Origin of the sequence: Faecalicatena contorta (assembly GCF_022835095.1) — a bacterium.
Taxonomy (GTDB): domain Bacteria; phylum Bacillota; class Clostridia; order Lachnospirales; family Lachnospiraceae; genus Faecalicatena; species Faecalicatena contorta.
The window spans coordinates 3,391,681-3,414,336 of sequence record NZ_BQNQ01000001.1 but is presented as its reverse complement, the minus strand read 5'-3'; the positions used below and the strand labels follow the sequence as shown (position 1 = coordinate 3,414,336).

The following is a 22,656-nucleotide window of genomic DNA, read 5'->3' as shown; positions in this document are numbered from 1 at the left end:
TCAGCAACAAGAACTGTTGCTACTGACAGCGATTTTATATTGAGGGACAGTCTGAAAATGGCTGTCCTTTTCCATTTAGAAATTTACGAAAGGAGCTGGAAGAACTTGAAAAAGATTAAGAGCTACACGGGTATCTGGAACGTGGAAAAAGTCTTGTATGCAATCAATGACTTTAACTTACCCTTTCCCGTTACCTTTACACAGATTACATGGTTTGTGATTACAGAATTTATCATCATTCTGTTTGGGGATATTCCCCCACTTTCCATGATTGAGGGAGCATTTCTCAAATACTTTGGTATTCCCGTTGCTCTCACTTGGTTTATGTCGCAGAAAACCTTTGACGGAAAGAAGCCGTACAGCTTTTTGAAATCACAGATAACTTATGCTCTGCGACCGAAAATTACTTATGCAGGAAAAGCCGTAAAACTGCATAAGCAGATATTGAATGAAACAATCACGGCAGTAAGGAGTGTGAACTATGTTCCCGATAAAATATATTGATAACAACCTTGTCTGGAACAAGGACAATGAGGTATTTGCCTATTATGAGCTGATACCGTACAACTATTCTTTCTTATCCGCAGAGCAGAAATTTATCGTGCATGACAGCTTTCGCCAGCTTATCGCACAGTCCCGTGAGGGTAAAATTCATGCGTTGCAGATTGCCACGGAAAGCTCCATACGAAGTATGCAGGAGCAGTCAAAGAAGCTGGTTACGGGGAAATTAAAGGAAGTTGCCTGCCAGAAAATAGACGAACAGACCGAAGCGTTAGTATCAATGATTGGGGACAATCAAGTGGACTACCGCTTTTTTCTTGGCTTTAAGCTCATGGTTACGGAAGAACAGCTCAATCTGAAGAACATCAAAAAATCGGCGTGGCTGACGTTCACGGAATTTCTCCATGAAGTGAACCATACGCTGATGAATGATTTTGTTTCCATGCCGAATGATGAAATCAACCGTTACATGAAAATGGAAAAGTTACTGGAAAATAAAATCTCCCGTCGCTTTAAGGTGCGTCGCTTGGAAATCAATGATTTTGGGTATCTCATGGAACATCTTTACGGCAGGGACGGTATCGCCTATGAAGATTATGAGTACCAGCTACCAAAGAAGAAATACAAGAAAGAAACGCTGATAAAGTATTATGACCTTATCCGTCCGACAAGGTGTGTGATTGAAGAAAGTCAACGATATTTACGCTTGGAGCATGAGGACAAGGAAAGCTATGTGTCCTACTTTACCGTCAATGCGATTGTCGGGGAGCTTGATTTCCCGTCGTCTGAAATATTCTATTTCCAGCAACAGCAATTCACATTCCCCGTTGATACTTCTATGAATGTAGAAATCGTGGAGAACAGAAAAGCATTAACAACCGTCCGCAATAAGAAAAAGGAATTGAAAGACCTTGACAATCACGCTTATCAAGCAGGAAGTGAAACCAGCTCAAATGTGGTGGACGCTTTAGACAGCGTGGACGAGCTGGAAACCGATTTAGACCAGAGCAAAGAAAGTATGTATAAGTTAAGCTATGTCATACGGGTGTCTGCACCCGATCTTGACGAGCTGAAACGCCGTTGTGATGAAGTCAAGGACTTTTACGACGACCTCAATGTAAAGCTGGTGCGTCCTGCTGGGGATATGCTGGGGCTTCATTCTGAATTTTTACCTGCCAGCAAGCGATATATCAATGACTATGTGCAGTATGTAAAATCAGACTTCTTGGCTGGGCTTGGTTTTGGAGCGACCCAGCAGTTAGGAGAAACTACGGGTATCTATATGGGCTATTCCGTTGATACGGGAAGAAATGTGTACCTGCAACCGTCTTTGGCTTCGCAGGGCGTAAAAGGTACAGTTACCAACGCCCTTGCGTCTGCTTTTGTCGGTTCTCTTGGCGGTGGGAAGTCGTTCTGCAACAATCTTCTGGTGTATTATTCGGTGTTGTTTGGCGGTCAAGCAGTCATTTTAGACCCCAAAGCCGAGCGTGGCAACTGGAAAGAAACGCTCCCAGAGATAGCCCATGAAATCAATATCGTAAATCTTACCAGCGACAAGGACAATGCAGGACTTCTTGACCCGTTTGTGATTATGAAGAATGTAAAAGACGCTGAAAGTCTGGCAATCGACATCTTAACATTCCTTACGGGTATTTCCTCTAGGGACGGCGAAAAATTCCCCGTACTTCGTAAGGCGGTACGCTCCGTTACCCAGAGCGACAGTCGGGGCTTACTCCATGTGATAGACGAGCTTCGCCGTGAAGATACGCCCATATCAAGAAATATTGCAGACCATATCGACAGCTTCACAGACTACGACTTTGCACATCTGCTGTTTTCGGACGGTACGGTGGAAAATGCAATCAGTCTGGATAACCAGCTCAATATCATTCAAGTAGCAGACCTTGTACTGCCAGATAAAGATACCACTTTTGAGGAATACACGACCATTGAATTATTGTCGGTGTCTATGCTGATTGTGATTAGTACCTTTGCACTCGACTTCATTCACAGCGACAGAAGCATTTTTAAGATTGTAGACCTTGATGAAGCGTGGGCGTTCTTAAATGTAGCACAAGGCGAAACCTTATCAAATAAGCTGGTTCGTGCTGGGCGAGCTATGCAGGCAGGCGTTTATTTCGTTACACAATCTTCTGGGGACGTGTCAAAGGAAAGTCTGAAAAACAATATCGGCTTGAAATTTGCCTTTCGTTCTACTGACATTAACGAGATAAAGCAGACCTTAGAATTTTTCGGTATCGACAAGGACGACGAGAACAACCAGAAACGGCTTCGTGATTTGGAGAACGGACAATGCTTATTGCAGGACTTATACGGGCGTGTCGGTGTGGTGCAGATACACCCAGTATTTGAAGAACTGCTACACGCCTTTGATACCAGACCGCCCGTACAGAGAAAAGAGGTGGAGTGATGAAAGAAAGGATAAAAGGTGCGTTCACAAAAAAGAAGATTTTCCACTTTCTCAAAATGGCTCTGTTCGTGGTGGCACTCTCCCTTATCCTGCTTTCACTTCTGGGGACGGTGGCTCATGCGACGGGGCTTGTGGACGATACCATAAACGCAGAAAATCTATATTCAAAATATCCGCTGTCGAATTACCAGCTTGATTTTTATGTGGATAATAGCTGGTCGTGGCTTCCGTGGAACTGGCTGGACGGTATCGGAAAATCGGTGCAGTACGGGCTTTACTGCATTACCAACTTTGTCTGGACGATAAGCCTTTATTTAAGCAATGCAACGGGTTATGTGGTGCAGGAAGCCTATAAGCTGGACTTCATCAACGATATGGCAGACAGTATCGGAAAGAGCATACAGACCCTTGCAGGCGTTACCGAGAACGGCTTTTCTTCTACGGGCTTCTATGTTGGTTTCCTGCTTCTCATTATCTTAGTGGTGGGAATGTATGTTGCCTATACGGGACTGATAAAACGGGAAACCAGCAAGGCACTTCACGCTGTTATCAACTTTGTGGTGGTGTTCGTGCTGTCCGCTTCGTTTATCGCTTATGCTCCCGACTACATCAAAAAGATAAATGAGTTTTCATCAGACATCAGTACCGCTTCTTTGGACTTGGGAACAAAAATCATGCTCCCCAACTCTGACAGCGAGGGCAAGGACAGCGTGGACTTGATACGGGACAGCTTATTTTCTATTCAAGTACAACAGCCGTGGCTACTTTTACAATTCGGAAACAGCAACGCAGAGGAAATCGGAACAGACCGTGTGGAAGCTCTCGTATCGGCAAGCCCAGAGGACGAGGACGGAAAGACCAGAGAGGAAATCGTGAAAACAGAAATCGAGGACAACGACAACAACAATCTGACGATACCGCAAGTAGTAAACCGTTTAGGTATGGTGTTCTTCCTCTTGTTCTTCAACTTGGGTATCACAATATTTGTATTCTTGCTTACGGGTATGATGTTGTTCAGCCAGATACTTTTTATTATCTTTGCAATGTTTTTGCCTATCAGCTTTTTACTTTCCATGATACCGAGCTATGAAAGCATGGCAAAGCAGGCAATCGTGAGGGTATTTAATACCATAATGACACGGGCAGGAATAACGCTCATTGTAACGGTGGCGTTCAGCATTTCCAGTATGTTTTATAACATATCCACGGACTATCCGTTTTTCATGGTGGCGTTCTTGCAGATAGTATGTTTCGCTGGTATCTACATGAAGCTGGGCGATTTAATGAGTATGTTCTCACTTAATGTTGGCGACAGTCAAAGTATGGGACGCAGGATATTCCGCAGACCGTATCTGTTTATGCGACATCGGGCTAGGCGTATGGAACACCGTATTGCAAGGGCTGTAAGTGCTGGCGGTATTTCGGGCGGTGTGGCTGGTGCGGTGGCTGGAAGTGCCGTTGCTGGCAAACGAGCAGAAAGAAAAAATACAGCTTCTAAAGAAAATCGGGGCAACACCACTTCCAGCATGGGACAGCGTGCAGGCTCAAAGGTGGGTGCTGTCTTAGATACGAAAAATAAAGTGAAAGACAAGGCAAACGCTGTCAAAGAAAATATCAAGGATATGCCGACACAGACCGCTTATGCGGTGTATTCCGCAAAAGAAAAGGCAAAGTCCAGCGTGTCTGACTTTAAGCGTGGCATGGTGCAGGAACAGCAGTCCAGACAGACGGGACGCTTGGAAAAGCAGGAACAGCATAAGAAAAATATCGCTGACAAACGTATGGAGCTTCAAAAGGCACAAGAAGCAAGGCAGGCACAGCGAAAGGCTGACGGATCAGCGACAACGGGAGCTACCCGTCCCCATGAGCGACCAGCCACAGCTTCAACCATTCCAAAGCCGAGTGCGGAAAAAATGCAGGAAGTCAAACGCCCTGCCACAGCTCCAGCTTCTAAAGCAAGTGAGCCAGTCAAGACAAATGTTGTGAAAGAGCGTCCGTTATCTTCGGGTGCTTCTGATAAGCAAGTGACCCAGTCTGCACAGCCAGTACATAGGCAGAATGTAGAAAAAGTGGTATCAAAGGAAACACGCCAGAATGACACCAAAGACCGCAGGACAAAGGTTCAGCAGACGCAGAGCGTCCAGAAGAACCAGCAGACCACAGAGAAAAGTCGTAACCTTGTAACGAAGAAAGGACAGAAGAAAAAATGAAACTGAAACATATCGCTCTTATCGGCAGTCTGTTTCCTATCCTCTTTTCTCTGGTACTTTTCTTTGGTGTCTTGATTAGTGCAGACAGCGACGACGAAAACAGCAACTTTTCTTCAGGCATTACGGGTATGAACTTATCCGCAGAAGTCTTGAAACATCAGCCTATGGTAGAAAAATACGCCAGAGAAAACGGCATTTCCGAGTATGTCAATGTGTTATTGGCTATCATTCAAGTAGAAAGTGGCGGTACGGCAGAAGATGTTATGCAGAGTTCAGAAAGTCTTGGTTTACCGCCTAATTCCTTAGATACGGAAAGCTCAATCAAGCAGGGGTGTAAGTATTTTGCGTCCCTGCTTTCTTCCTGCAAAAATCAAGGTATCGACGATTTGAATGTAGCGATACAGTCCTATAACTATGGCGGTGGTTATGTGGGATATGTGGCAGGAAAAGGAAAAAATCACACCTTTAACCTTGCGGAAAATTTTGCCCGTGAAAAATCGGGTGGAACGAAAGTAACCTACACCAACCCGATAGCCGTTGCGAAGAATGGGGGCTGGCGGTATGGCTATGGAAATATGTTCTATGTGGAATTAGTCAATCAGTATTTAGCAGTTCCGCAGGTGTCGGGAGAACTGGCACAAAAGGTAATGAATGAAGCGTTGAAATATCAAGGCTGGAAGTATGTATATGGCGGTAGCAATCCCAACACTTCTTTTGACTGTTCGGGATTGACGCAATGGTGTTATGGAAAAGCTGGTATCTCCTTACCGAGAACGGCACAGGCACAGTATGACGCTACCCAACATCTTCCACTTTCGCAGGCAAAGGCTGGCGATTTGGTATTTTTCCATTCTACCTATAACGCTGGTTCGTATGTAACACACGTCGGTATTCTCGTTTCACCGACACAGATGTACCATGCAGGCGACCCGATAGGATATGCAGACCTAACTAATAGTTACTGGCAACAGCACTTAATCGGTGCAGGACGAGTAAAACAATAGAAAGGACTTGAAAAATATGTTTAAGAAGAATAAGAAACAGACAGAAAATATCAGAGAAAAAAAGGTGCGTACTTTTAAAGTAGGCACACATAAAAAATCCGTGATTGCATTGTGGGCGGTGCTTATCGCAAGTGTGAGCTTTGGCGTATATAAGAACTTTACCGCTATTGATATGCACACGGTACATGAAACAGAAACAATCCAGTTAAGACTACATGATACCAGCGGTATTGAAAATTTCGTGAAGAACTTTGCGAAGTCCTATTATACATGGAACAACAGCAAAGAAGCGATTGAAGCAAGGACGCAGGCAATCAGCGGTTATCTGACAAAGGAATTGCAGGACTTGAATGTTGATACAATCCGAACGGATATACCGACCAGCTCCACGGTAACAGATGTGCTTGTATGGAGCATTGAACAATCTGGCACGGACACTTTTTCTGCTACCTACGAAGTAGATCAGCAGATAAAAGAGGGAGAACAGACAAGCAATGTAAAAGCAACCTATACCGTAAAAGTCCATGTGGACGCTGACGGAAATATGGTAATCGTTCAGAACCCTACCCTTGCCCCAGCAAGCGAAAAATCGGACTATGAACCTAAGACACCAGAAGCAGACAATAGCGTAGACGCTGATACCGTCAATGACGCTACCGCATTTCTGGAAACATTCTTTAAGCTCTATCCAACAGCCACAGAAAAAGAACTTGCCTATTATGTATCGGGAAATGTGCTTGAACCTATCGGCAGGGACTACCTTTATTCTGAATTGGTAACCCCTATCTTTACAAAGGACGGGGACAATGTGAAAGTCAAGGTAGCTGTGAAATTCCTTGATAATCAGACAAAGGCAACGCAGGTGTCGCAGTATGAGCTTGTATTACATAAGGATAGTAACTGGAAAATTATAGAATAATCAAGAGTGTTTATTTATTGACTTATTTTCTCTTGTGCGGTATATTTTTATCGTAATGTTGGAAATATACCGCATTTTGAGGTGGACAATGATTAAGAACAGAATTAAAGAATTTAGAGCAAGGTATGATATGAAACAAGAGGACTTGGCAAAAGCTGTCGGTGTTCGACGGGAAACGATTGGTAATCTTGAAAAAGGACGATACAATCCCTCTCTCGTATTGGCTTGGAATATTGCAAAGACGTTTCATGTAACAATTGAAGAAGTTTTCACAGTAATAGACGATTGAATTTAGGAGTGATACCATGTTAGGACTAAAAATACGAGATATTAAGAAAGCCTTGAAAGCAGGTGCAAAGGCTGGTGGTGTTTCATTGGCTGATGTACGAGCTGATATTGAAGCGACGATTGATGAAGCTATGAATAGTACCGACCCAGAAGTGCAGGCAAATTTCAAAAAGTATTTTGGAAATAAACGCCCTACACCAGAAGAATATATTTATAAAATTACAAAAAAGACAAAAGTTTAATGTTGAAAAACTTTAACGAAAATTAAGCTATGATAAAATCTATGCAGAGAGGAGTTATAACATGGGAAGTGTTTTGATTATAGACGATGATAAAGAATTATGTACGTTAATGAAAAAATGTATAGAGCAAGAAGAAATGTCAGCTTTGGTGGCAAATGGTGGTACAGAGGGTTTACGTTTGATAGATGAAAATAAAAATTTATTTTCTCTTGTTATTTTAGATGTAATGATGCCTGATATAGACGGGTTTCAAGTTTTAGAAAAAATTAGGGAAACAAGTAATATTCCCGTTCTAATGCTCACAGCAAAAAGTGGTGAGGACGATAAGGTTTTTGGACTGCGTCTAGGAGCAGACGATTATTTGACAAAGCCTTTTAGTATTAAGGAACTTATGGCTCGTGTCAATTCACTTATCCGACGTTACACGACTTTAAATCCTACATTTGCAGAAGAAGATTGTATAACTTTAAAAGGCATGAAAATTGATAAAGTGAACCGTACTGTTTTAGTTAATAATATTTCTGTTGAACTTACAAGTAAGGAATTTGATTTACTTACATTTCTTGCTTCTAACAAGGGGCGAATATTTACAAAAAAGCAGATTTATACACAAGTATGGAAAGACGACTATGCTTTTGATGATAACAATATAATGTCTTTCATCAGCAAATTAAGGAAAAAGATTGAAGCAGACCCAGAACACCCCTTTTATATTTTGACGATACGAGGGGTTGGCTACCGTTTTAACAAGGAGGCTTAATTATGAATACTTATCTGCTTATTGCCTTTGTTTTAGCACTTGTAATAATCGCTTGTCTTGTTTATAAACTTTATCATATTAACGAGCAAATTTCTTTTATCAAAGAAGTGCTTGTTGACATAAAATCTGGTAACCTTAACAGACGTATTCTAGTACAAGAAAACGATATAACTAAACAGATTTGTTATGATATAAATCAAATAGCAATCAATAATCAATCACAGCTCATTCATCAAAAGCAATCGGAACAAGCGTACAAACGACTAATGACAAGCCTTTCACATGATGTGAAAACTCCACTTGCTTCTTTAGTCGGTTATTTAGAAGCGGTTGAAAGTCAAATTGTAATCGGCAAAGAAAAAGACGAATATATTCATGTTGCGTCTGAAAAGGCACAACATCTTAAACATTTTGTAGAACACTTATTTGAATGGGTAAAATTAGACTCTGGGGAGCAGATTTTTCATTTTGAAATTTTGGATTTGAACGAATTGACTCGTAATATTATGACTGATTGGATTTTAATATTGGAAAATAGTCATTTTGAATATGAGGTTGAGATACCAGAAGAAGAATATCAAGTGCGAATTGATATAAACGCATACACTCGTATTATCAACAATCTTTTACAAAATATAGTTGTTCATAGTGAGGGAAACAAAATGATGTTGCGAGTTCTGAAAGATCAGCAACGAATTAAAGTTATTATAACAGATAATGGAAAAGGAATTGCTTCTGATAAATTGCCACATATATTTGAAAGGTTGTATCAATGCGATAATTCTCGCTCTACCAAAGGAAATGGTCTAGGATTGGCAATTACAAAGGAACTTGTCAACGCACATAAAGGGACAATTACTGCAAATAGTATTCTAAATCATGGAACAGAATTTATCCTATCATTTCCAAAAGCTCTGTAAAAATGCAGAGCTTTCTTTTTGTGAAAGCAAGATAAAAACAAGGTTACGGCAAGGTTTTGGCAAGGTTCATATACTATAATTTAGGTGTAAGTGGTAATTCTAATAAATTGCCACTTAGATAGAACAGTAAATAGAAAGTGAGGAAATTTGTATGAGTGATACTGTGATAAAGACAAAGCAATTAACCAAAAAGTACGGAAAACAAACCGTAGTAAATAAGGTTAATCTTAATGTAAAGAAAGGTAGGATTTATGGCTTGCTGGGACGTAACGGAGCTGGGAAAACAACCATAATGAAAATGATATTAGGATTGACAACAACTACTTCTGGAAATGTAGAAGTTTTTGGAAAAAATATAGACGGAAATGAGAAAAGGATATATTCCAGAATTGGTGCAATTATAGAAACGCCGGGGTTTTATCCCAATTTGACTGGAACAGAAAATTTAGAAATTTTCGCTAAGTTACGAGGAACAGCTTCGCCTAATGCTGTTAAACACGCATTAGAAGTTGTAGGTCTGCCCTATAAAGACAAAAAGACATTTGCAAAATACTCTCTTGGTATGAAACAACGTTTAGGTATTGCAAATGCGATATTACATGACCCTGAATTGTTAATTTTGGACGAGCCAACAAATGGGCTTGACCCTATTGGGATTGCAGAAGTACGAGATTTCATAAAGAAGCTCAGTGTAGAACACGGAAAAACAATTTTAATTTCTTCTCATATTCTTTCTGAAATAGCAGTGCTTGCAGATGACATAGGAATTATTGATAAAGGTGTTCTTTTAGAAGAAAGCAGTATGAGTGAGTTAGAAAAGCGAAATAGGAAATATATTTCGTTGCAAGTTTCGGACATTCCAAAAACAATACTAATATTAGAGCGTCAATTTCATGTGAAAGATTATTCAGTTCAAGATGAACAGACAGTGCAAATTTATGACACGACATTGAATATGGGAGAAGTTAATAAAGCTCTTGTTATGGAAGATATAACAGTTATCAGTTCTGGACTTTGTAATGATACCTTAGAAGATTATTTCAAAAAGATTACAGGGGGTGAGGGTATTGCTTAAGCTAGTTAAACTTGAATTTTGCAAGTTGCGTCGTAAAAAACTTATTTGGTTGATGTTACTATCTGCTTTTGTCATGCCATTCTTTGCATTTTTATATTTTGGTTATTTGGGGCAGACCAATATTGACCCTAGACTATTTTATAAGTGGTCTGCATTTGGATATACATTATTCATTATACTGCCATTTATATTAGGCTTATTTGGCACAATGCTTATGCATGATGAAAATAGGTATGATGTGCTAAAACAACTTTGGATTGTGCCAGTAAGTAAAATGGGATATTTTTTCAGTAAATTTTTCGTTGTATTGATTTATTCCGTTTGTTTTATGCTTATTACAGCATTTGCATCTGTATTGTTTAGTGTTATTCCAAACTATGTAGCATTTGATTTCAGTAGCATTCTATTATTATTTGAAAGATGTTTGGAAATTGCCATTTTAACAGCATTTGCTATACTTCCTATTTTAGCAATCTCTGCTTCGCAAAAAGGATATATATTCCCTATTTGTATTACATTGCTTTATGTGTTTGCTGGGTTCTTAATAACACCGATAAATTCTTGTCTGCACCCGCTTTCTTGTATTAGTGTTATTGTTGCAAGAAATGAAGCAATTTTAGGATTGGCACTTCCACAGAATAGTATATCATTAGCACTTTTGAGTATTTGTGTATGGGGAATTGCTTCAGTTTTACTTGCTAAAATTAAATTAAGCAAGAGAAAGTAAGGTGGAAAAATGCGAATACTTTTATGGGCGGAATTTCAAAAACTCCGCCGTTCAAATATTATTATGTTTACAATCTTTGCTACAATTTTAATTGCTGTAATTGTTTTTGTTAGCGGTGTAACAACGGTGTCTGACAATCAATTAACTACAAGCACAGTCGGTTGGTATATGACAATTACACAAGTCTGGGCGACTATGTTTGTTCTTCCAGCCGTTATTGCACTTTTGGGAAGTTATATGATTTGTCGTGAGGAACAAGACGATACATTAAAATCTCTACGTCTAATTCCAGTAAATGAAACAAAATTGACAACTGCAAAAATGATTGTTGCATTGGTATTTAGTATGCTGGTGTATTTGTTACTTTTTGTAATTACATTTATGACAGAAGTTATTTTACATTTTTCTGATTTATCTATGGTGGTATTTGTAGAATTTTTAAAAATGTATTTATTAGAAGGTATTGGTGTATTTTTTGCCGTTTCCCCTATTATTGCAATCGTGCCATATCTAAAGAAAAGTTACTGGTTAGCTCTTCTTTTAGCAGAAATCTATTCATTTGCCGGACTATTTATGAGTATGTCAAATACTGCGAGAACTTTTTATCCTATCACAGCAATATTTGGTATTTCTGGGTATTACGAAACAACTATTCAGAATTATATTTGTAGTTTGGGAATATTGATCTTATGCGGTTGTATCTCAGCTATCTTATTAAAAAATTTAAACCATAGACAAAGGAAAAAGGCTAATGAATAAACTATATAGAATAAGAAAAGGGAAAATCTTTTTTGGGGTTTGTGGTGGTTTAGCAAAGTGTTTTAATGTAGACGCTAAAATAGTAAGATTACTATTTACTGTAACGGTTTTTGTTTTTCCAAAAATCATTATTGCATATATCATTCTTATGATTGTTATACCTAAGGAGGTTAAAATACGTTAAATTTGCAATATATATTAAGAGTGTTTCATTAAAATTTAAATTTCACATTATTTTACAAGGAGCGATTAGCATGGGAAAATTATACTAATTGAAATTTCAGACAATGAAGAAAAAATAGTTCAGCAGGCTATTGAATGGATTGCTGAGCAGTTATCTACTTCTACCATTTCAGAAAATAAATCAAAGGAACTGCAATTCAGCTTATTTAAGAGAAATGTTATAGACAAAAATGGTATTGCTGTTTCCTTGACTTCAAAAGAATTTGACTTATTATACTTCCTTTATTTACATAAAGGACAGGTATTTACCAAAGAACAGCTTTACGAGAATGTATGGGGATTTGAAGATATGCCAAAAGATACTAGTAATCTTCCCTCGTTCATTCGTAAATTGCGAAAAAAGATAGAACCCGACCCAGACAATCCGATATACATTATCACTGTCTGGGGCGTAGGTTATAAATTCAACGAAGAAAAACCGTAACTGTTTTCATTGTGTGATCTGACAGCTACGGTTTTTTATTTATTTAACAAATCTAAATCAAATCTAAATAATTGTATGATAAAATGAACATTGAATAATAACTATTAGGTGGTGCTTATATGATTGATAATATATTGATAATCGAAGATGAAAAAGCCATTCAGTCTGTTCTATATGAATTACTGACAGAAGCTGGATATATAGTTACTTTAGCAAATGACGGCTTGGAGGGTCTTTCACAATTTGAAAAACAGTATTTCTCACTGATACTGCTGGATATTATGATGCCGAAAATCGACGGGTATGCGGTGTGTGAGATAATACGCAAAAATTCAGATATTCCAATTATCATGCTCACAGCTATGGACGAAGAAGAAGCACAGGTTAAAGCATTTGAATTACAGGCTGACGACTATATTACAAAACCATTTTCTTTAAAACTGGTTTTAATGAGAATAGAAGCTGTACTTCGACGCACTAAAGAAAAAGTAGAAAATCACAACATTTTTATTTCTCATGGTATCAAGCTGGATACAAATAGACATACCGTTGAAGTAAATGGGAAAGAAATAAATCTTACACAGTTGGAATTTGATATATTGGAAGTATTTATGAAACATAGAAATCAAGTGTTGACCAGAGATAACCTCATCAATCAAGTATGGGGATATGATTTTACAGGAGATGAAAAGGCTGTCAATATCCACGTCATGAATCTTCGACGCAAGCTGGATATTGACTGTATTCAAACGGTACGAGGGGTGGGATATAAATTTGAAAGTGAAGATTAAAGATAGTCTTAACATAAAAGTTTTTTTATGGATTTTTAGTGCTTTGGTTTTATGCTGTCTGATTATTTATGGAAGCATACTGTTTTTTCTGCCTAGAAGTTACGAAATGATTTTATCTACACATATCGAATCAGAAATCGGAAACCTTTCTGAAACTCTTGTAAATACTAAATTTGAGGACGCAGAAAACGTCATTGAAGATTTTTGTAAAAAGAATCAAATGATTGTTTCTTTTGAAGAAAACGGAAGAATTTATCAATATGGCGATACGAATAAAGTGAAAACAAGCACAGATAAAATATCATCATTATCACAGGAAATGATGTTTGCTGATAGACCTCAATCGTACCTTTTTACGATTGTTTCTCTTACTTCTTCCAATCAAGAATTGATAAGTGCCTTATTGAAATTATTGCCGTTTCTTCTTGCTCTTATTTTTTCAGTTTCTCTTTTGGTTGCGTGGATATGCAGTCGTATTATTGTTAGACCTATTACAGAAATCAGCGAAATTTCCCGACGAATGGCAAATTTGGATATGACATGGGAATGTAGAATCAACCGCACTGATGAAATTGGTGTTTTGGCGAACAGTCTTAACTCCATGTCACACAATTTATCAAATACAATGATGGAATTAGAAACAGCAAACCAACATTTAAAACAGGACATGGAGCATATAGATGAATTGAATAAACAACGTCAGTATTTCTTTGCAACTGCTTCCCATGAATTGAAAACTCCTATCACTATTATCAAAGGGCAAGTGGAAAGTATGATTATGGGGATTGGAAGATACAAAGATACACATGAGGTACTTCCAGAAACATTAAAAGAAATAGAGAACATGGAACAGTTAGTAAAGGAGATACTTTCTATATCCAAACTGGAAATGAATACAATCAATCATATGGAGTTTATCTCTCTTACAGATATTCTTAAACGTGTATGTGAACATCTTGCTCCACTTGCGACAGAAAAAAATATGCACGTTAATAATAATATTTCAGCAGATATTATACTTATGGGGAATGAACCACTTTTGGAAAAGGCAGTCCACAATATTATCAATAATGCAATAAGACATTCTCCCAACAGAGCTGAAATGAAGATAGACTTATCTCCTCAATCTCTTTGTGTTATAAACAGTGGTGTTAATATTCCAAAGGAAGATTTGGACAAGCTGTTTACGCCTTTCTATCGTGTGGAAAAATCACATAACAGATTGACTGGTGGAAGTGGACTTGGGCTATATCTTGTAAAAATTATTTTGGAACAGCATAATTTATCTTTTAAGATTGAAAACATAAATGACAGCGTTTGTTTTGAAATCACATTAAATTCGCAAAATCTAAATCAAAACTAAATCAAATCTAAATCGAATTTAAACCGTTCTTTCTTATACTGTAGAAGTAAAGAAAGGACGGTGTTTGTTTATTATGAACTTAGAAAAGCGGGCTTTTCTATATCTGACCCGCAAAAAAGGAAAAAATCTATTGCTTGCTATTGTATTTCTATTGATTTCATTCTCTTTACTGACTGGAAGTTCAGTATATCTAGGAATACAGCAAATTTCTAAAGATTTACGTTCCAATATTGGTGCATCTTTCTCTATTAGACCGTATGAACAATTTGACATGGATAATGGACAGGTTTCCAGCAAAGGAACTCCTACGATTGATGAACAGTCTATTCAGCGTGTTATTTCAGCAGTTGGGAAAGAACTGAAATGTTATAATACGGAACATTCGGGCTATGTAAAAGGAGAAAAACTTACATTCTTGGCAGGAGCAGGACACAATGAAGAAAGCAATATGGGAACTGTAAAAGCGGTTCGAGATTCCAGTTTATGTCAAAATTTTTTAGATGAGGAATACGAACTGAGCGTAGGCGAGCATATCAAACCAGAGGATAAGGATAAAATACTTATCAGTGAAGCTCTTGCAAAGCAGAATCATCTTTCTGTCGGAGATAAGATTACCCTTACCCATGCAAAATTAGGTTCAGATAAAGGTGTTTATACAGACTTAATAAAAGAAAAAAGTGCTTATGAAACGGTGGAGATAAAAGGCATCTATCAAATAAAAAACAATTCCGACAATGCCTTAAATCCAACAGCAAAAAAGGTAGAAAATCTTCTTTTCTCAGATAGTCAACTGCTTATAAATCTGAAAGAGCAGACACAAGGTATCTATGAGGGAGAAATTTCTTTTTTCATTGCTGACCCACTACACCTTGATAAAATGGTAACAGAAATTAAAGATATTGCTTCGATTGACTGGAAAAATCATATCGTCAATACGAACGACTTCAAGTATTCCAAAATTGCAGAACAGCTACAAAGTATGCAAAAAGTCGTTATAGCATTGACTATAATTACTTCGATATTAGGACTTGTGGTACTCATGCTGATACTGACATTGAGGATTCGTGGAAGAATACAGGAAGCTGGTATTCTTCTTGCGATAGGAAAAACAAAACAGCAGATTATCGGGCAATTTCTATTGGAAGCAATGATTTTACTGTCGCTTGGATTTTTGCTTTCAACTATTATCTTTCTTCCACTTGCGGATACATTTAATTCATTCCTATTTGATTCGATAACACAGGCAACTGTTCATAAGAATTACTTGCAACCAGATTTTCTGCACTTTGCTATATTGTTTGTTTTAGAAAGTCTAGGCACTTTTGTGACGGTTCTTGTATGCAGTGGAGCCATCTTGTCATTGAAGCCAAAAGAGATTTTAACAAAAATGAGCTAGGAGGATATTACAATGAATTTTTTCAAACGAGCTATAAAATATAGTGCCAGACAGAAGTTACGAAGTCTATTGCTATTTTTGACATTTACTCTGCTATCTACAACTATTTTAATTGCACTTTCCAGCGAAAAAGCAGTCCAGCAAGGAACAAAGCAGATAAAGGAAACAGTAGGTGCTTCCGTTCGTATGGAAATTGATATGAATAATCAAAATAATTTTGGTCCAGCCGAGGATTTTGGAAATGGTGCTTCTGGCTATACCTATAATGGCGATAGAATTACAGAAAAAATAATTAACTCTATTGCAGAACTTCCAAATGTCGTAAGTTATAATGCTAAAATAGAAGATGCGTATTGGGGACTTCCTGAAAATTTTGAACCAATCCCAGGCATGGTCAATGCACCAGGGTTGTCAATTCCTTATACTGCAATATTGGATTCTTCATTAGATGTAAAATTTCTAAATGGTTCATACAAACTGGAAGAAGGACGGCATATTAAACCCAATGATTCCTGTACTGCTTTAATTTCTAAAGAACTGGCAGATAGAAATAATCTATCTGTAGGAGATAAAATTACTTTTCAAGAGTTTGAAACGGGAAAAACTGAATGTACCTTTACCATTGTAGGAATTTATAGCGGTACAGAGGGAACAACAAAGCAGGCTATCACACCAGATGGTATTCCTGCGAACTGTGGCTATATTGATATGGAAGGACTTAAAAAGTTTTATAGCAGAGGAAATGAAAAATTAGAAGGATATGACAATCTTGATATTTATACACATTCTCCAGAGGAAGCCAAAGAACTTATGGAAACCATCAAGGATCTTCCAGAAGTGAAAGGAAAAACCTTTACTTTTGATGTTAATACAGAGGATTTTGATATGGTATCTACTCCACTTTCCTCTTTTGGAAGTATGGTTGATACAGCGGTATTGACAATAACAGTCATCGGTATGCTTATTATTGTACTGTTCCTTGTTTTATGGACAAGAAGTCGTAATAAGGAAATTGCTATTTTACTTGCAGTTGGTCGAAGTAAAGTGGAAATTATCGCACAGTTCCTAGTAGAAAATATATTGATTGGAATATTATCCATCTTTGCGTCAACGGCATTATCTTTTGGACTTGCCAATCAGATTGGTTCATTCATTATCAGTAAAGCGGGAGAAAATATCTCTAATCTGAATATTCAGATTGCTACATCAGATATGATTAAAGTATTTGGAATTGGCTTCATATTGATATGTCTTGCGGTTATAATTGCTTCTTATACAATCATTCGTTTACGACCAAAAGATATTTTAACAAAAATGGAATAGGAGGAATTTTATTATGAGCATACTATCATTTATAGACTTATCTTATAGTTACAATCAAAAGAAAACGGTGTTTAAGGGGCTGAACGCTGAATTAGAACTTGGAAAGATTTATGCAATCCTTGGTTCATCTGGCTGTGGAAAAACAACGCTTCTCTCATTGCTTGGCGGATTGGACAGTCCAACAAAAGGAAAAATATTTTTTAATGGAGAAGATATTACTGAAAAAGGACTTGCTTATCACAGACGTAATCATGTATCTTTTATCTTTCAGTCTTATAATTTAATTGATTATCTGACACCGAAAGAAAATGTAGAATTGACAAGTAAGTTGCCCCCAATTCCAATTTTAGAAAAAATGGGGCTGACAAAAGAAGAAGCAAAAAGAAATGTGCTACAGCTTTCTGGCGGACAGCAACAGCGTGTAGCGATTGCTCGTGCATTGGCAACGGAAGCACCTGTCATTCTTGCTGATGAGCCGACAGGAAATCTTGACGAAGATACAGCAATGGCAATTATGGATATATTGGAAGAAAACGTACATCAGATGAACAAATGTGCTGTAATTGTTACTCATTCAAATGAGATTGCAAAAAGAGCTGATGTCATATTTCGTCTAAAACGTGGAGAGTTAAAAATTGACAAGTAAAGGAGCGATTAGCATGGGAAAATTATACTAATTGAAATTTCAGACAATAAAGAAAAAATAGTTCAGCAGGCTATTGAATGGATTGCTGAGCAGTTATCTACTTCTGCCATTTCAGAAAATAAATCAAAGGAACTGCAATTCAGCTTATTTAAGAGAACTGTTATAGACAAAAATGGTATTGCTATTTCCTTGACTTCAAAAGAATTTGACTTATTATACTTCCTTTATTTACATAAAGGACAGGTATTTACCAAAGAACAGCTTTACGAGAATGTATGGGGATTTGAAGATATGCCAAAAGATACTAGTAATCTTCCCTCGTTCATTCGTAAATTGCGAAAAAAGATAGAACCCGACCCAGACAATCCGATATACATTATCACTGTCTGGGGTGTGGGCTATAAATTCAGTGAAGAAAAACCGTAACTGTTTTCACACTTGTGTGATCTGACAGGTACGGTTTTTATCTGTTATCTTCTATCTTATCTTCAAATAATTTAACTGTCCGTAAAGACTGCTTTGTTGCTTTCAATACATCAACCAGTACACGGATTTCATACTCATTGCAATCCTCAAACAATTCTTTTGCTTCTTTTTCAAATACGGCTTTTGAAATCAAGACCGTATCGCATAATAAATCATTTACAGAAACAGTTAATGTGTTTGCAATCGCTACTAGGGTTGTTAGACTGACCGAAGCATTTCCAGTTTCAATATTGCTGACGTGTTGCGGAGTGATACCGATTTTGTCAGCAATGGCTTCTTGGGTAAGATTTTTCTTGATACGAGCGATTTTTATTCTTTTCCCGATTGCCTTATAATCAAGCTCCATAGCTGGCACACTCCTTTCATAAAAACTATTCTTATACATTGTAACCTTTGTAGAAATGCTTTATAATAGACTGATAAAGGTAACTATTGTATAAGTTATATTTTTATTTATTTTGTTTATGTTGTATGATAGTTTACAAGAAAAGAGGTGGTGTAATACATGATAAGATATACCAAACGGGACAGCAAAAAAATACTAAAGCAAGTAGCACGTCTAAGAGGGATTTCTGTTTCCGAAATTCGAGAGGAATTGGAAATTGCGATTGAAGAAGCCAGAAACAATCCAGCCCCAGACACAGAGACAGAATTTTACAGGCTTTTCGGAAACAAAACACCTACTCCAGAAGAATTTTTATGTATCGCAACAAACAATTTCAAACCTTAGAAATGGAGAACTGGCTATGAAGAAATCAGAAGAAGAACAGAACATCTTCCTGTCTATCTGTTCTGCTTATGACAGAGCTGTATTGACGGGGAAAGAAGAAATGAAGAAAGAAGATTTTGAACGTATCACGCATATCACTATGGCACTGGGCTTCATACCCTATACACAGCTTATTTGCAGTCAACACATGGATTTGGCTGTGGAACTTGAAGAACATGAGGAACGGGAAAGAAAAATCTATTTAGAATATCCAGAATATTATGATGATGAAGAAATCTATGAGAAATACGACAAATGGATTGAAGATTTTTGCTCTCAGATACCAAAGGACAGGCAGGAATACTATCGTACACTTATCAAAGAGAATAAGCAGGAATATTAAGCCATTGAATTTCAATGGCTTTTTTAATTCTTGCCGAAAAGTGATAATTTAGACAGAATTTGGACAGTTTTGATTGATAAGATAGTTATATAGGGGAAATATAAACTCTGCCATAAAAGGAGCAATTATCATGGAAACACAAGACATAATCTATAAAAAGTTTATCTAGTCAAACTACCTTAACAACCATACATACCGTATTTTCAGCTCGTACAGAACCGTTATTTTGTGCGGGCTTTTTTCATGCTCAAAAAATTTTTCAAAATTTTTTCAAAAATTGGTTAGCAAATCACACCTCTCAATCGAGTGTTGGTGCGGAAAGAGGGATAGAACAATCTTTCATAGCAGACAGGGAGGAGGTGTAATGATGAAGCCGACCACATTTGAAAACGCAATCCGCTTACAGTTTGATACTTTGGTAAAAAGAGTTATTGACACGACCGTCAAGGATTACGATAGACACATGAAGTTTCTCTCAAGCCATGAAAAATCATTCTGTGAGCTTCCAGAAATCAAGGTAAATTCTTTTGCTATACAAGACAACTATGAAATGGACGTAACCGTATTTGATGTATATGGCATGGAAGCCCGTGTATCTGGAGATGAACTATGCAAGGCATTGAAAAGACTGCCAGAAAAGAAACGCAATAATCTTCTGATGTTCTATTTTCTTGATATGAGTGATACGGAAATTGCAGAACTTCAAAAGATTTCCAGAGCTGGTGCATTTAAGAACAGGCAGAACGCTTTGAATAAAATGCGTGAACTTTTGCAAAAGAGCGAAACGGAGGAATGAGGAAATGGAAAAATCAGTAAAGAAATGTCCACCCTATCATCTGATTGCTTCTGCTGTTGATGGCAACGAAAAGGCTATTGAAAAACTGTTACAGTTTTATGACCCATATATTTCAAAAGCCAGTATGCGTCCCTTGTTTGATAATTACGGAAATGTTTACTTTGCCATTGATATGGAATTAAAGGGACTTATTCGTGAAGCAATTATGCTGATGATACCAAAGTTTGAAGTGGAAATAAAATAAATCCATCAAGGACATGATTTGACACTTTCCCTCTTTCCTGTCCTAATATTAAAACTTGCCAATCTATGAAAACCTATCAAAAGTTGATAGGTTTCACAGGCTGACAAGCCGATTGTTCTTTGAAAACTGAATAAAGCAGACAGATACGTTTGTGAGGTAGCAAGCCACGGGAACTGTACGCCACGACCTTTCCAAAAGAAAGCGAGCGACCCACGCAGTGATCCGAGAGCGACCGTTGGAAAAGTCGCTTTGCCACGACCTACCCTCACAGAATAATGATACGTCCGCATGGTGCGGTTCTGCCCACAAGAATGGGAATAGTTGAGATACTAACGGAGCTTTCCAAAGCCGTCTGCCTGCTTGTAAAAAATGACACACAGTAAAGGGGGTGCATAGATTATGAACAATACTGATGTGCCTATCTGGGAAAAATATACGCTGACGATTGAAGAAGCGTCCAAATACTTCCGTATCGGCGAAAAGAAATTGCGTAAATTAGCCGAAGAAAATCTTGACGCTGGCTGGGTTATCGTGAACGGTAATCGTATTCAGATTAAGCGAAAACAATTTGAAAAAATCATAGATACATTGGACGAAATCTAATGTCATTGAGCCGTAGATATGGTATAATAAGGTATAGCGTATCACGGCTCATTCCATGACGGAAAGGAGCTTTACACTATGTCTAATGTAAAACGAAAAGACAGTAAAAATCGCAATTTGCGTAATGGAGAGAGCCAGCGAAAAGACGGAAGATACGTTTATAAATATACCGATATATACGGAAAGCCACAATTTATCTATTCTTGGAAACTTGTACCGACAGATAAGACACCTGCTGGAAAGCGTGATGATATATCGTTGAGGGAAAAAGAAGCACAGATAAAAAAAGACCTTAACGATGGTATCGACACAGTCGGCGGTAAAATGACAGTCTGCCAGCTCTACGAGAAGAAGAACAGCCAAAGAAAGAACATCAAGAGGGCTACTGAAAAGGGACGACAGTATCTTATGAACACTTTGAAAAATGACCCATTGGGTATGAGGGCGATTGATACTGTGAAGCAGTCTGACGCTAAAGAATGGGCTATCAGAATGAGTGAAAAAGGATATGCCTATAAAACGATTGATAACTATAAGCGTTCCTTGAAAGCGTCATTTTACATGGCGATACAAGACGACTGTATTAGAAAGAACCCGTTTGAGTTTAAGCTAAGTGATGTTCTGGAAGATGATACCGAACAGAAAGTTATCCTTACACCAGAGCAGGAAGAACGCCTGCTTGCTTTTATGGAAACGGACAAGATTTACAGTAAGTATTACGATGAGGTTGTGCTTCTGCTGGAAACGGGACTTCGCATTTCTGAATTTTGCGGATTGACGACACATATTGATATGCAGAACAGAATACTCAATATAGACCACCAGTTATTGAAAGATAGCGAAATCGGTTACTATATTGAAACGCCAAAGACCAAAAACGGAAAACGGCAACTTCCATTGACAGAACGGGCTTATCAAGCAATCCAAAGAATATTAAAGAACAGAGAAAAGGCACAACCGCTGATTGTAGGTGGTTACAGCAATTTCCTATTCTTAAACCGTGAGGGCTTGCCTAAAGTTGCAGGAAACTATGAGGGCATGGTGCGAGGACTGATTAAGAAGTATAACAAGTATCATACGGACAAGTTACCGAACATTACACCACATTCATTCCGACATACTTATTGTACGAATATGGCAAACAAAGGAATGAACCCAAACACTCTGCAATATCTTATGGGACACGCTAACATAACCATGACACTTGGTTATTACGCACACGGTACATTTCAATCTGCAAAAGCGGAGCTGGAAAGACTGGCTTGTTAATATCGGAACTTATATTTACTACTTATTTACTACTTTTGGTTGCATTTTCATGCTGGTAAATGCCAGCTTATGCAAGGTATCTTCCGAAAAGAAAATACCGATAAAGCCCTAAAATACGGGATAT

The 22,656-nt window shown here is 37.8% G+C and carries 27 protein-coding genes; 26 read left to right on the top strand and 1 reads right to left on the bottom strand.

Translation table 11 applies throughout. From position 1 onward, the window contains the following. Positions 1-105: 105 nt before the first annotated feature. The 20 genes from MWG26_RS15400 (at position 106) to MWG26_RS22935 (ending at position 18,448) form a co-directional block, all read left to right on the top strand. Positions 106-504, top strand: a complete 399-nt coding sequence (locus MWG26_RS15400; protein ID WP_003061368.1) for a conjugal transfer protein — start codon at positions 106-108, stop codon at positions 502-504. Further along, positions 482-2,932 (top strand): conjugal transfer ATPase TcpF, encoded by a 2,451-nt coding sequence (gene tcpF, locus MWG26_RS15395; RefSeq protein WP_118609938.1) that lies wholly within the window; start codon positions 482-484, stop codon positions 2,930-2,932. The genes MWG26_RS15400 and tcpF overlap by 23 nt, the downstream gene beginning before the upstream one ends. Continuing rightward, positions 2,932-5,142 (top strand): CD3337/EF1877 family mobilome membrane protein, encoded by a 2,211-nt coding sequence (locus MWG26_RS15390; RefSeq protein WP_118609937.1) that lies wholly within the window; start codon positions 2,932-2,934, stop codon positions 5,140-5,142. The genes tcpF and MWG26_RS15390 overlap by 1 nt, the downstream gene beginning before the upstream one ends. Next, on the top strand, positions 5,139-6,146 hold the full coding sequence (locus MWG26_RS15385; RefSeq protein WP_095906133.1) for a C40 family peptidase: 1,008 nt from the start codon (positions 5,139-5,141) through the stop codon (positions 6,144-6,146). The genes MWG26_RS15390 and MWG26_RS15385 overlap by 4 nt, the downstream gene beginning before the upstream one ends. Positions 6,147-6,162: 16 nt before the next feature. Further along, a complete protein-coding gene (locus MWG26_RS15380; protein ID WP_002347248.1) occupies positions 6,163-7,065 on the top strand; it encodes a conjugal transfer protein in 903 nt (300 codons plus the stop codon). A gap of 88 nt (positions 7,066-7,153) precedes the next feature. Next, a complete protein-coding gene (locus MWG26_RS15375) occupies positions 7,154-7,354 on the top strand; it encodes a helix-turn-helix transcriptional regulator (RefSeq protein ID WP_002347247.1) in 201 nt (66 codons plus the stop codon). Positions 7,355-7,370: 16 nt separating this feature from the next. Next, the gene (locus MWG26_RS15370; RefSeq protein WP_117995142.1) at positions 7,371-7,595 is read left to right on the top strand and encodes a hypothetical protein; all 225 of its coding nucleotides are present in this window, start codon (positions 7,371-7,373) and stop codon (positions 7,593-7,595) included. 61 nt (positions 7,596-7,656) lie between these two features. Further along, on the top strand, positions 7,657-8,355 hold the full coding sequence (locus MWG26_RS15365; RefSeq protein ID WP_002347245.1) for a response regulator transcription factor: 699 nt from the start codon (positions 7,657-7,659) through the stop codon (positions 8,353-8,355). 2 nt (positions 8,356-8,357) lie between these two features. Further along, positions 8,358-9,275 carry a sensor histidine kinase gene (locus MWG26_RS15360; RefSeq protein WP_095906132.1) on the top strand — a complete coding sequence of 306 codons (918 nt, stop codon included), beginning with the start codon at positions 8,358-8,360 and terminating at the stop codon, positions 9,273-9,275. Between the two features lie 151 nt (positions 9,276-9,426). Then, positions 9,427-10,350 carry an ABC transporter ATP-binding protein gene (locus MWG26_RS15355; RefSeq protein WP_002347243.1) on the top strand — a complete coding sequence of 308 codons (924 nt, stop codon included), beginning with the start codon at positions 9,427-9,429 and terminating at the stop codon, positions 10,348-10,350. Next, complete coding sequence (locus MWG26_RS15350) at positions 10,343-11,077, top strand: ABC transporter permease (RefSeq protein WP_120136713.1); 735 nt, start codon at positions 10,343-10,345, stop codon at positions 11,075-11,077. Before MWG26_RS15355 ends, MWG26_RS15350 begins: the two co-directional genes overlap by 8 nt. A gap of 9 nt (positions 11,078-11,086) precedes the next feature. Further along, positions 11,087-11,836 (top strand): ABC transporter permease, encoded by a 750-nt coding sequence (locus MWG26_RS15345; protein WP_120136714.1) that lies wholly within the window; start codon positions 11,087-11,089, stop codon positions 11,834-11,836. Further along, on the top strand, positions 11,829-12,020 hold the full coding sequence (locus MWG26_RS15340; protein ID WP_004614926.1) for a PspC domain-containing protein: 192 nt from the start codon (positions 11,829-11,831) through the stop codon (positions 12,018-12,020). Before MWG26_RS15345 ends, MWG26_RS15340 begins: the two co-directional genes overlap by 8 nt. 246 nt (positions 12,021-12,266) lie before the next feature. Continuing rightward, positions 12,267-12,503, top strand: a complete 237-nt coding sequence (locus tag MWG26_RS22940) for a winged helix-turn-helix domain-containing protein (RefSeq protein WP_025478644.1) — start codon at positions 12,267-12,269, stop codon at positions 12,501-12,503. A 119-nt stretch (positions 12,504-12,622) separates the two neighbouring features. Next, on the top strand, positions 12,623-13,294 hold the full coding sequence (locus MWG26_RS15330; RefSeq protein ID WP_002347239.1) for a response regulator transcription factor: 672 nt from the start codon (positions 12,623-12,625) through the stop codon (positions 13,292-13,294). Further along, on the top strand, positions 13,284-14,657 hold the full coding sequence (locus MWG26_RS15325) for a sensor histidine kinase (protein WP_226855677.1): 1,374 nt from the start codon (positions 13,284-13,286) through the stop codon (positions 14,655-14,657). Before MWG26_RS15330 ends, MWG26_RS15325 begins: the two co-directional genes overlap by 11 nt. A gap of 73 nt (positions 14,658-14,730) precedes the next feature. Next, a complete protein-coding gene (locus tag MWG26_RS15320) occupies positions 14,731-16,053 on the top strand; it encodes an ABC transporter permease (RefSeq protein WP_054344610.1) in 1,323 nt (440 codons plus the stop codon). A gap of 12 nt (positions 16,054-16,065) precedes the next feature. Continuing rightward, entirely contained in the window at positions 16,066-17,376 is a 1,311-nt protein-coding gene (locus MWG26_RS15315; RefSeq protein ID WP_054344611.1) for an ABC transporter permease, read from the top strand. Positions 17,377-17,389: 13 nt separating this feature from the next. Continuing rightward, on the top strand, positions 17,390-18,022 hold the full coding sequence (locus MWG26_RS15310) for an ATP-binding cassette domain-containing protein (protein ID WP_002347235.1): 633 nt from the start codon (positions 17,390-17,392) through the stop codon (positions 18,020-18,022). A gap of 189 nt (positions 18,023-18,211) precedes the next feature. After that, a complete protein-coding gene (locus MWG26_RS22935) occupies positions 18,212-18,448 on the top strand; it encodes a winged helix-turn-helix domain-containing protein (protein ID WP_025478642.1) in 237 nt (78 codons plus the stop codon). A gap of 37 nt (positions 18,449-18,485) precedes the next feature. On the opposite strand, the gene MWG26_RS15300 is transcribed toward MWG26_RS22935, so the two are convergent. Continuing rightward, complete coding sequence (locus tag MWG26_RS15300) at positions 18,486-18,854, bottom strand: helix-turn-helix domain-containing protein (protein ID WP_002347234.1); 369 nt, start codon at positions 18,852-18,854, stop codon at positions 18,486-18,488. Positions 18,855-19,013: 159 nt separating this feature from the next. On the opposite strand from MWG26_RS15300, the gene MWG26_RS15295 reads away from it, so the two are divergent. The 6 genes from MWG26_RS15295 (at position 19,014) to MWG26_RS15270 (ending at position 22,532) form a co-directional block, all read left to right on the top strand. Continuing rightward, positions 19,014-19,238, top strand: a complete 225-nt coding sequence (locus tag MWG26_RS15295; protein ID WP_118610114.1) for a hypothetical protein — start codon at positions 19,014-19,016, stop codon at positions 19,236-19,238. A gap of 16 nt (positions 19,239-19,254) precedes the next feature. Further along, on the top strand, positions 19,255-19,620 hold the full coding sequence (locus tag MWG26_RS15290) for a hypothetical protein (RefSeq protein WP_002347232.1): 366 nt from the start codon (positions 19,255-19,257) through the stop codon (positions 19,618-19,620). 367 nt (positions 19,621-19,987) lie between these two features. Continuing rightward, positions 19,988-20,416 (top strand): RNA polymerase sigma factor, encoded by a 429-nt coding sequence (locus tag MWG26_RS15285; RefSeq protein ID WP_002347231.1) that lies wholly within the window; start codon positions 19,988-19,990, stop codon positions 20,414-20,416. A 4-nt stretch (positions 20,417-20,420) separates the two neighbouring features. After that, positions 20,421-20,660, top strand: a complete 240-nt coding sequence (locus MWG26_RS15280; protein ID WP_054344675.1) for a helix-turn-helix domain-containing protein — start codon at positions 20,421-20,423, stop codon at positions 20,658-20,660. Between the two features lie 399 nt (positions 20,661-21,059). Further along, positions 21,060-21,263 carry an excisionase gene (locus MWG26_RS15275; protein WP_002347229.1) on the top strand — a complete coding sequence of 68 codons (204 nt, stop codon included), beginning with the start codon at positions 21,060-21,062 and terminating at the stop codon, positions 21,261-21,263. Between the two features lie 78 nt (positions 21,264-21,341). Beyond that, complete coding sequence (locus MWG26_RS15270) at positions 21,342-22,532, top strand: tyrosine-type recombinase/integrase (protein WP_118610115.1); 1,191 nt, start codon at positions 21,342-21,344, stop codon at positions 22,530-22,532. Positions 22,533-22,656: the final 124 nt, after the last annotated feature.

Excerpts from the sequence above, each read along its gene's own strand:
- tcpF (WP_118609938.1), top strand. The coding sequence starts at position 482 with ATGTTCCCGATAAAATATATTGATAACAACCTTGTCTGGAACAAGGAC.
- MWG26_RS15390 (WP_118609937.1), top strand. The coding sequence starts at position 2,932 with ATGAAAGAAAGGATAAAAGGTGCGTTCACAAAAAAGAAGATTTTCCAC.
- MWG26_RS15385 (WP_095906133.1), top strand. The coding sequence starts at position 5,139 with ATGAAACTGAAACATATCGCTCTTATCGGCAGTCTGTTTCCTATCCTC.
- MWG26_RS15380 (WP_002347248.1), top strand. The coding sequence starts at position 6,163 with ATGTTTAAGAAGAATAAGAAACAGACAGAAAATATCAGAGAAAAAAAG.
- MWG26_RS15375 (WP_002347247.1), top strand. The coding sequence starts at position 7,154 with ATGATTAAGAACAGAATTAAAGAATTTAGAGCAAGGTATGATATGAAA.
- MWG26_RS15370 (WP_117995142.1), top strand. The coding sequence starts at position 7,371 with ATGTTAGGACTAAAAATACGAGATATTAAGAAAGCCTTGAAAGCAGGT.
- MWG26_RS15365 (WP_002347245.1), top strand. The coding sequence starts at position 7,657 with ATGGGAAGTGTTTTGATTATAGACGATGATAAAGAATTATGTACGTTA.
- MWG26_RS15360 (WP_095906132.1), top strand. The coding sequence starts at position 8,358 with ATGAATACTTATCTGCTTATTGCCTTTGTTTTAGCACTTGTAATAATC.
- MWG26_RS15355 (WP_002347243.1), top strand. The coding sequence starts at position 9,427 with ATGAGTGATACTGTGATAAAGACAAAGCAATTAACCAAAAAGTACGGA.
- MWG26_RS15345 (WP_120136714.1), top strand. The coding sequence starts at position 11,087 with ATGCGAATACTTTTATGGGCGGAATTTCAAAAACTCCGCCGTTCAAAT.
- MWG26_RS15340 (WP_004614926.1), top strand. The coding sequence starts at position 11,829 with ATGAATAAACTATATAGAATAAGAAAAGGGAAAATCTTTTTTGGGGTT.
- MWG26_RS15330 (WP_002347239.1), top strand. The coding sequence starts at position 12,623 with ATGATTGATAATATATTGATAATCGAAGATGAAAAAGCCATTCAGTCT.
- MWG26_RS15320 (WP_054344610.1), top strand. The coding sequence starts at position 14,731 with ATGAACTTAGAAAAGCGGGCTTTTCTATATCTGACCCGCAAAAAAGGA.
- MWG26_RS15315 (WP_054344611.1), top strand. The coding sequence starts at position 16,066 with ATGAATTTTTTCAAACGAGCTATAAAATATAGTGCCAGACAGAAGTTA.
- MWG26_RS15310 (WP_002347235.1), top strand. The coding sequence starts at position 17,390 with ATGAGCATACTATCATTTATAGACTTATCTTATAGTTACAATCAAAAG.
- MWG26_RS15300 (WP_002347234.1), bottom strand. The coding sequence starts at position 18,854 with ATGGAGCTTGATTATAAGGCAATCGGGAAAAGAATAAAAATCGCTCGT.
- MWG26_RS15295 (WP_118610114.1), top strand. The coding sequence starts at position 19,014 with ATGATAAGATATACCAAACGGGACAGCAAAAAAATACTAAAGCAAGTA.
- MWG26_RS15290 (WP_002347232.1), top strand. The coding sequence starts at position 19,255 with ATGAAGAAATCAGAAGAAGAACAGAACATCTTCCTGTCTATCTGTTCT.
- MWG26_RS15285 (WP_002347231.1), top strand. The coding sequence starts at position 19,988 with ATGAAGCCGACCACATTTGAAAACGCAATCCGCTTACAGTTTGATACT.
- MWG26_RS15280 (WP_054344675.1), top strand. The coding sequence starts at position 20,421 with ATGGAAAAATCAGTAAAGAAATGTCCACCCTATCATCTGATTGCTTCT.
- MWG26_RS15275 (WP_002347229.1), top strand. The coding sequence starts at position 21,060 with ATGAACAATACTGATGTGCCTATCTGGGAAAAATATACGCTGACGATT.
- MWG26_RS15270 (WP_118610115.1), top strand. The coding sequence starts at position 21,342 with ATGTCTAATGTAAAACGAAAAGACAGTAAAAATCGCAATTTGCGTAAT.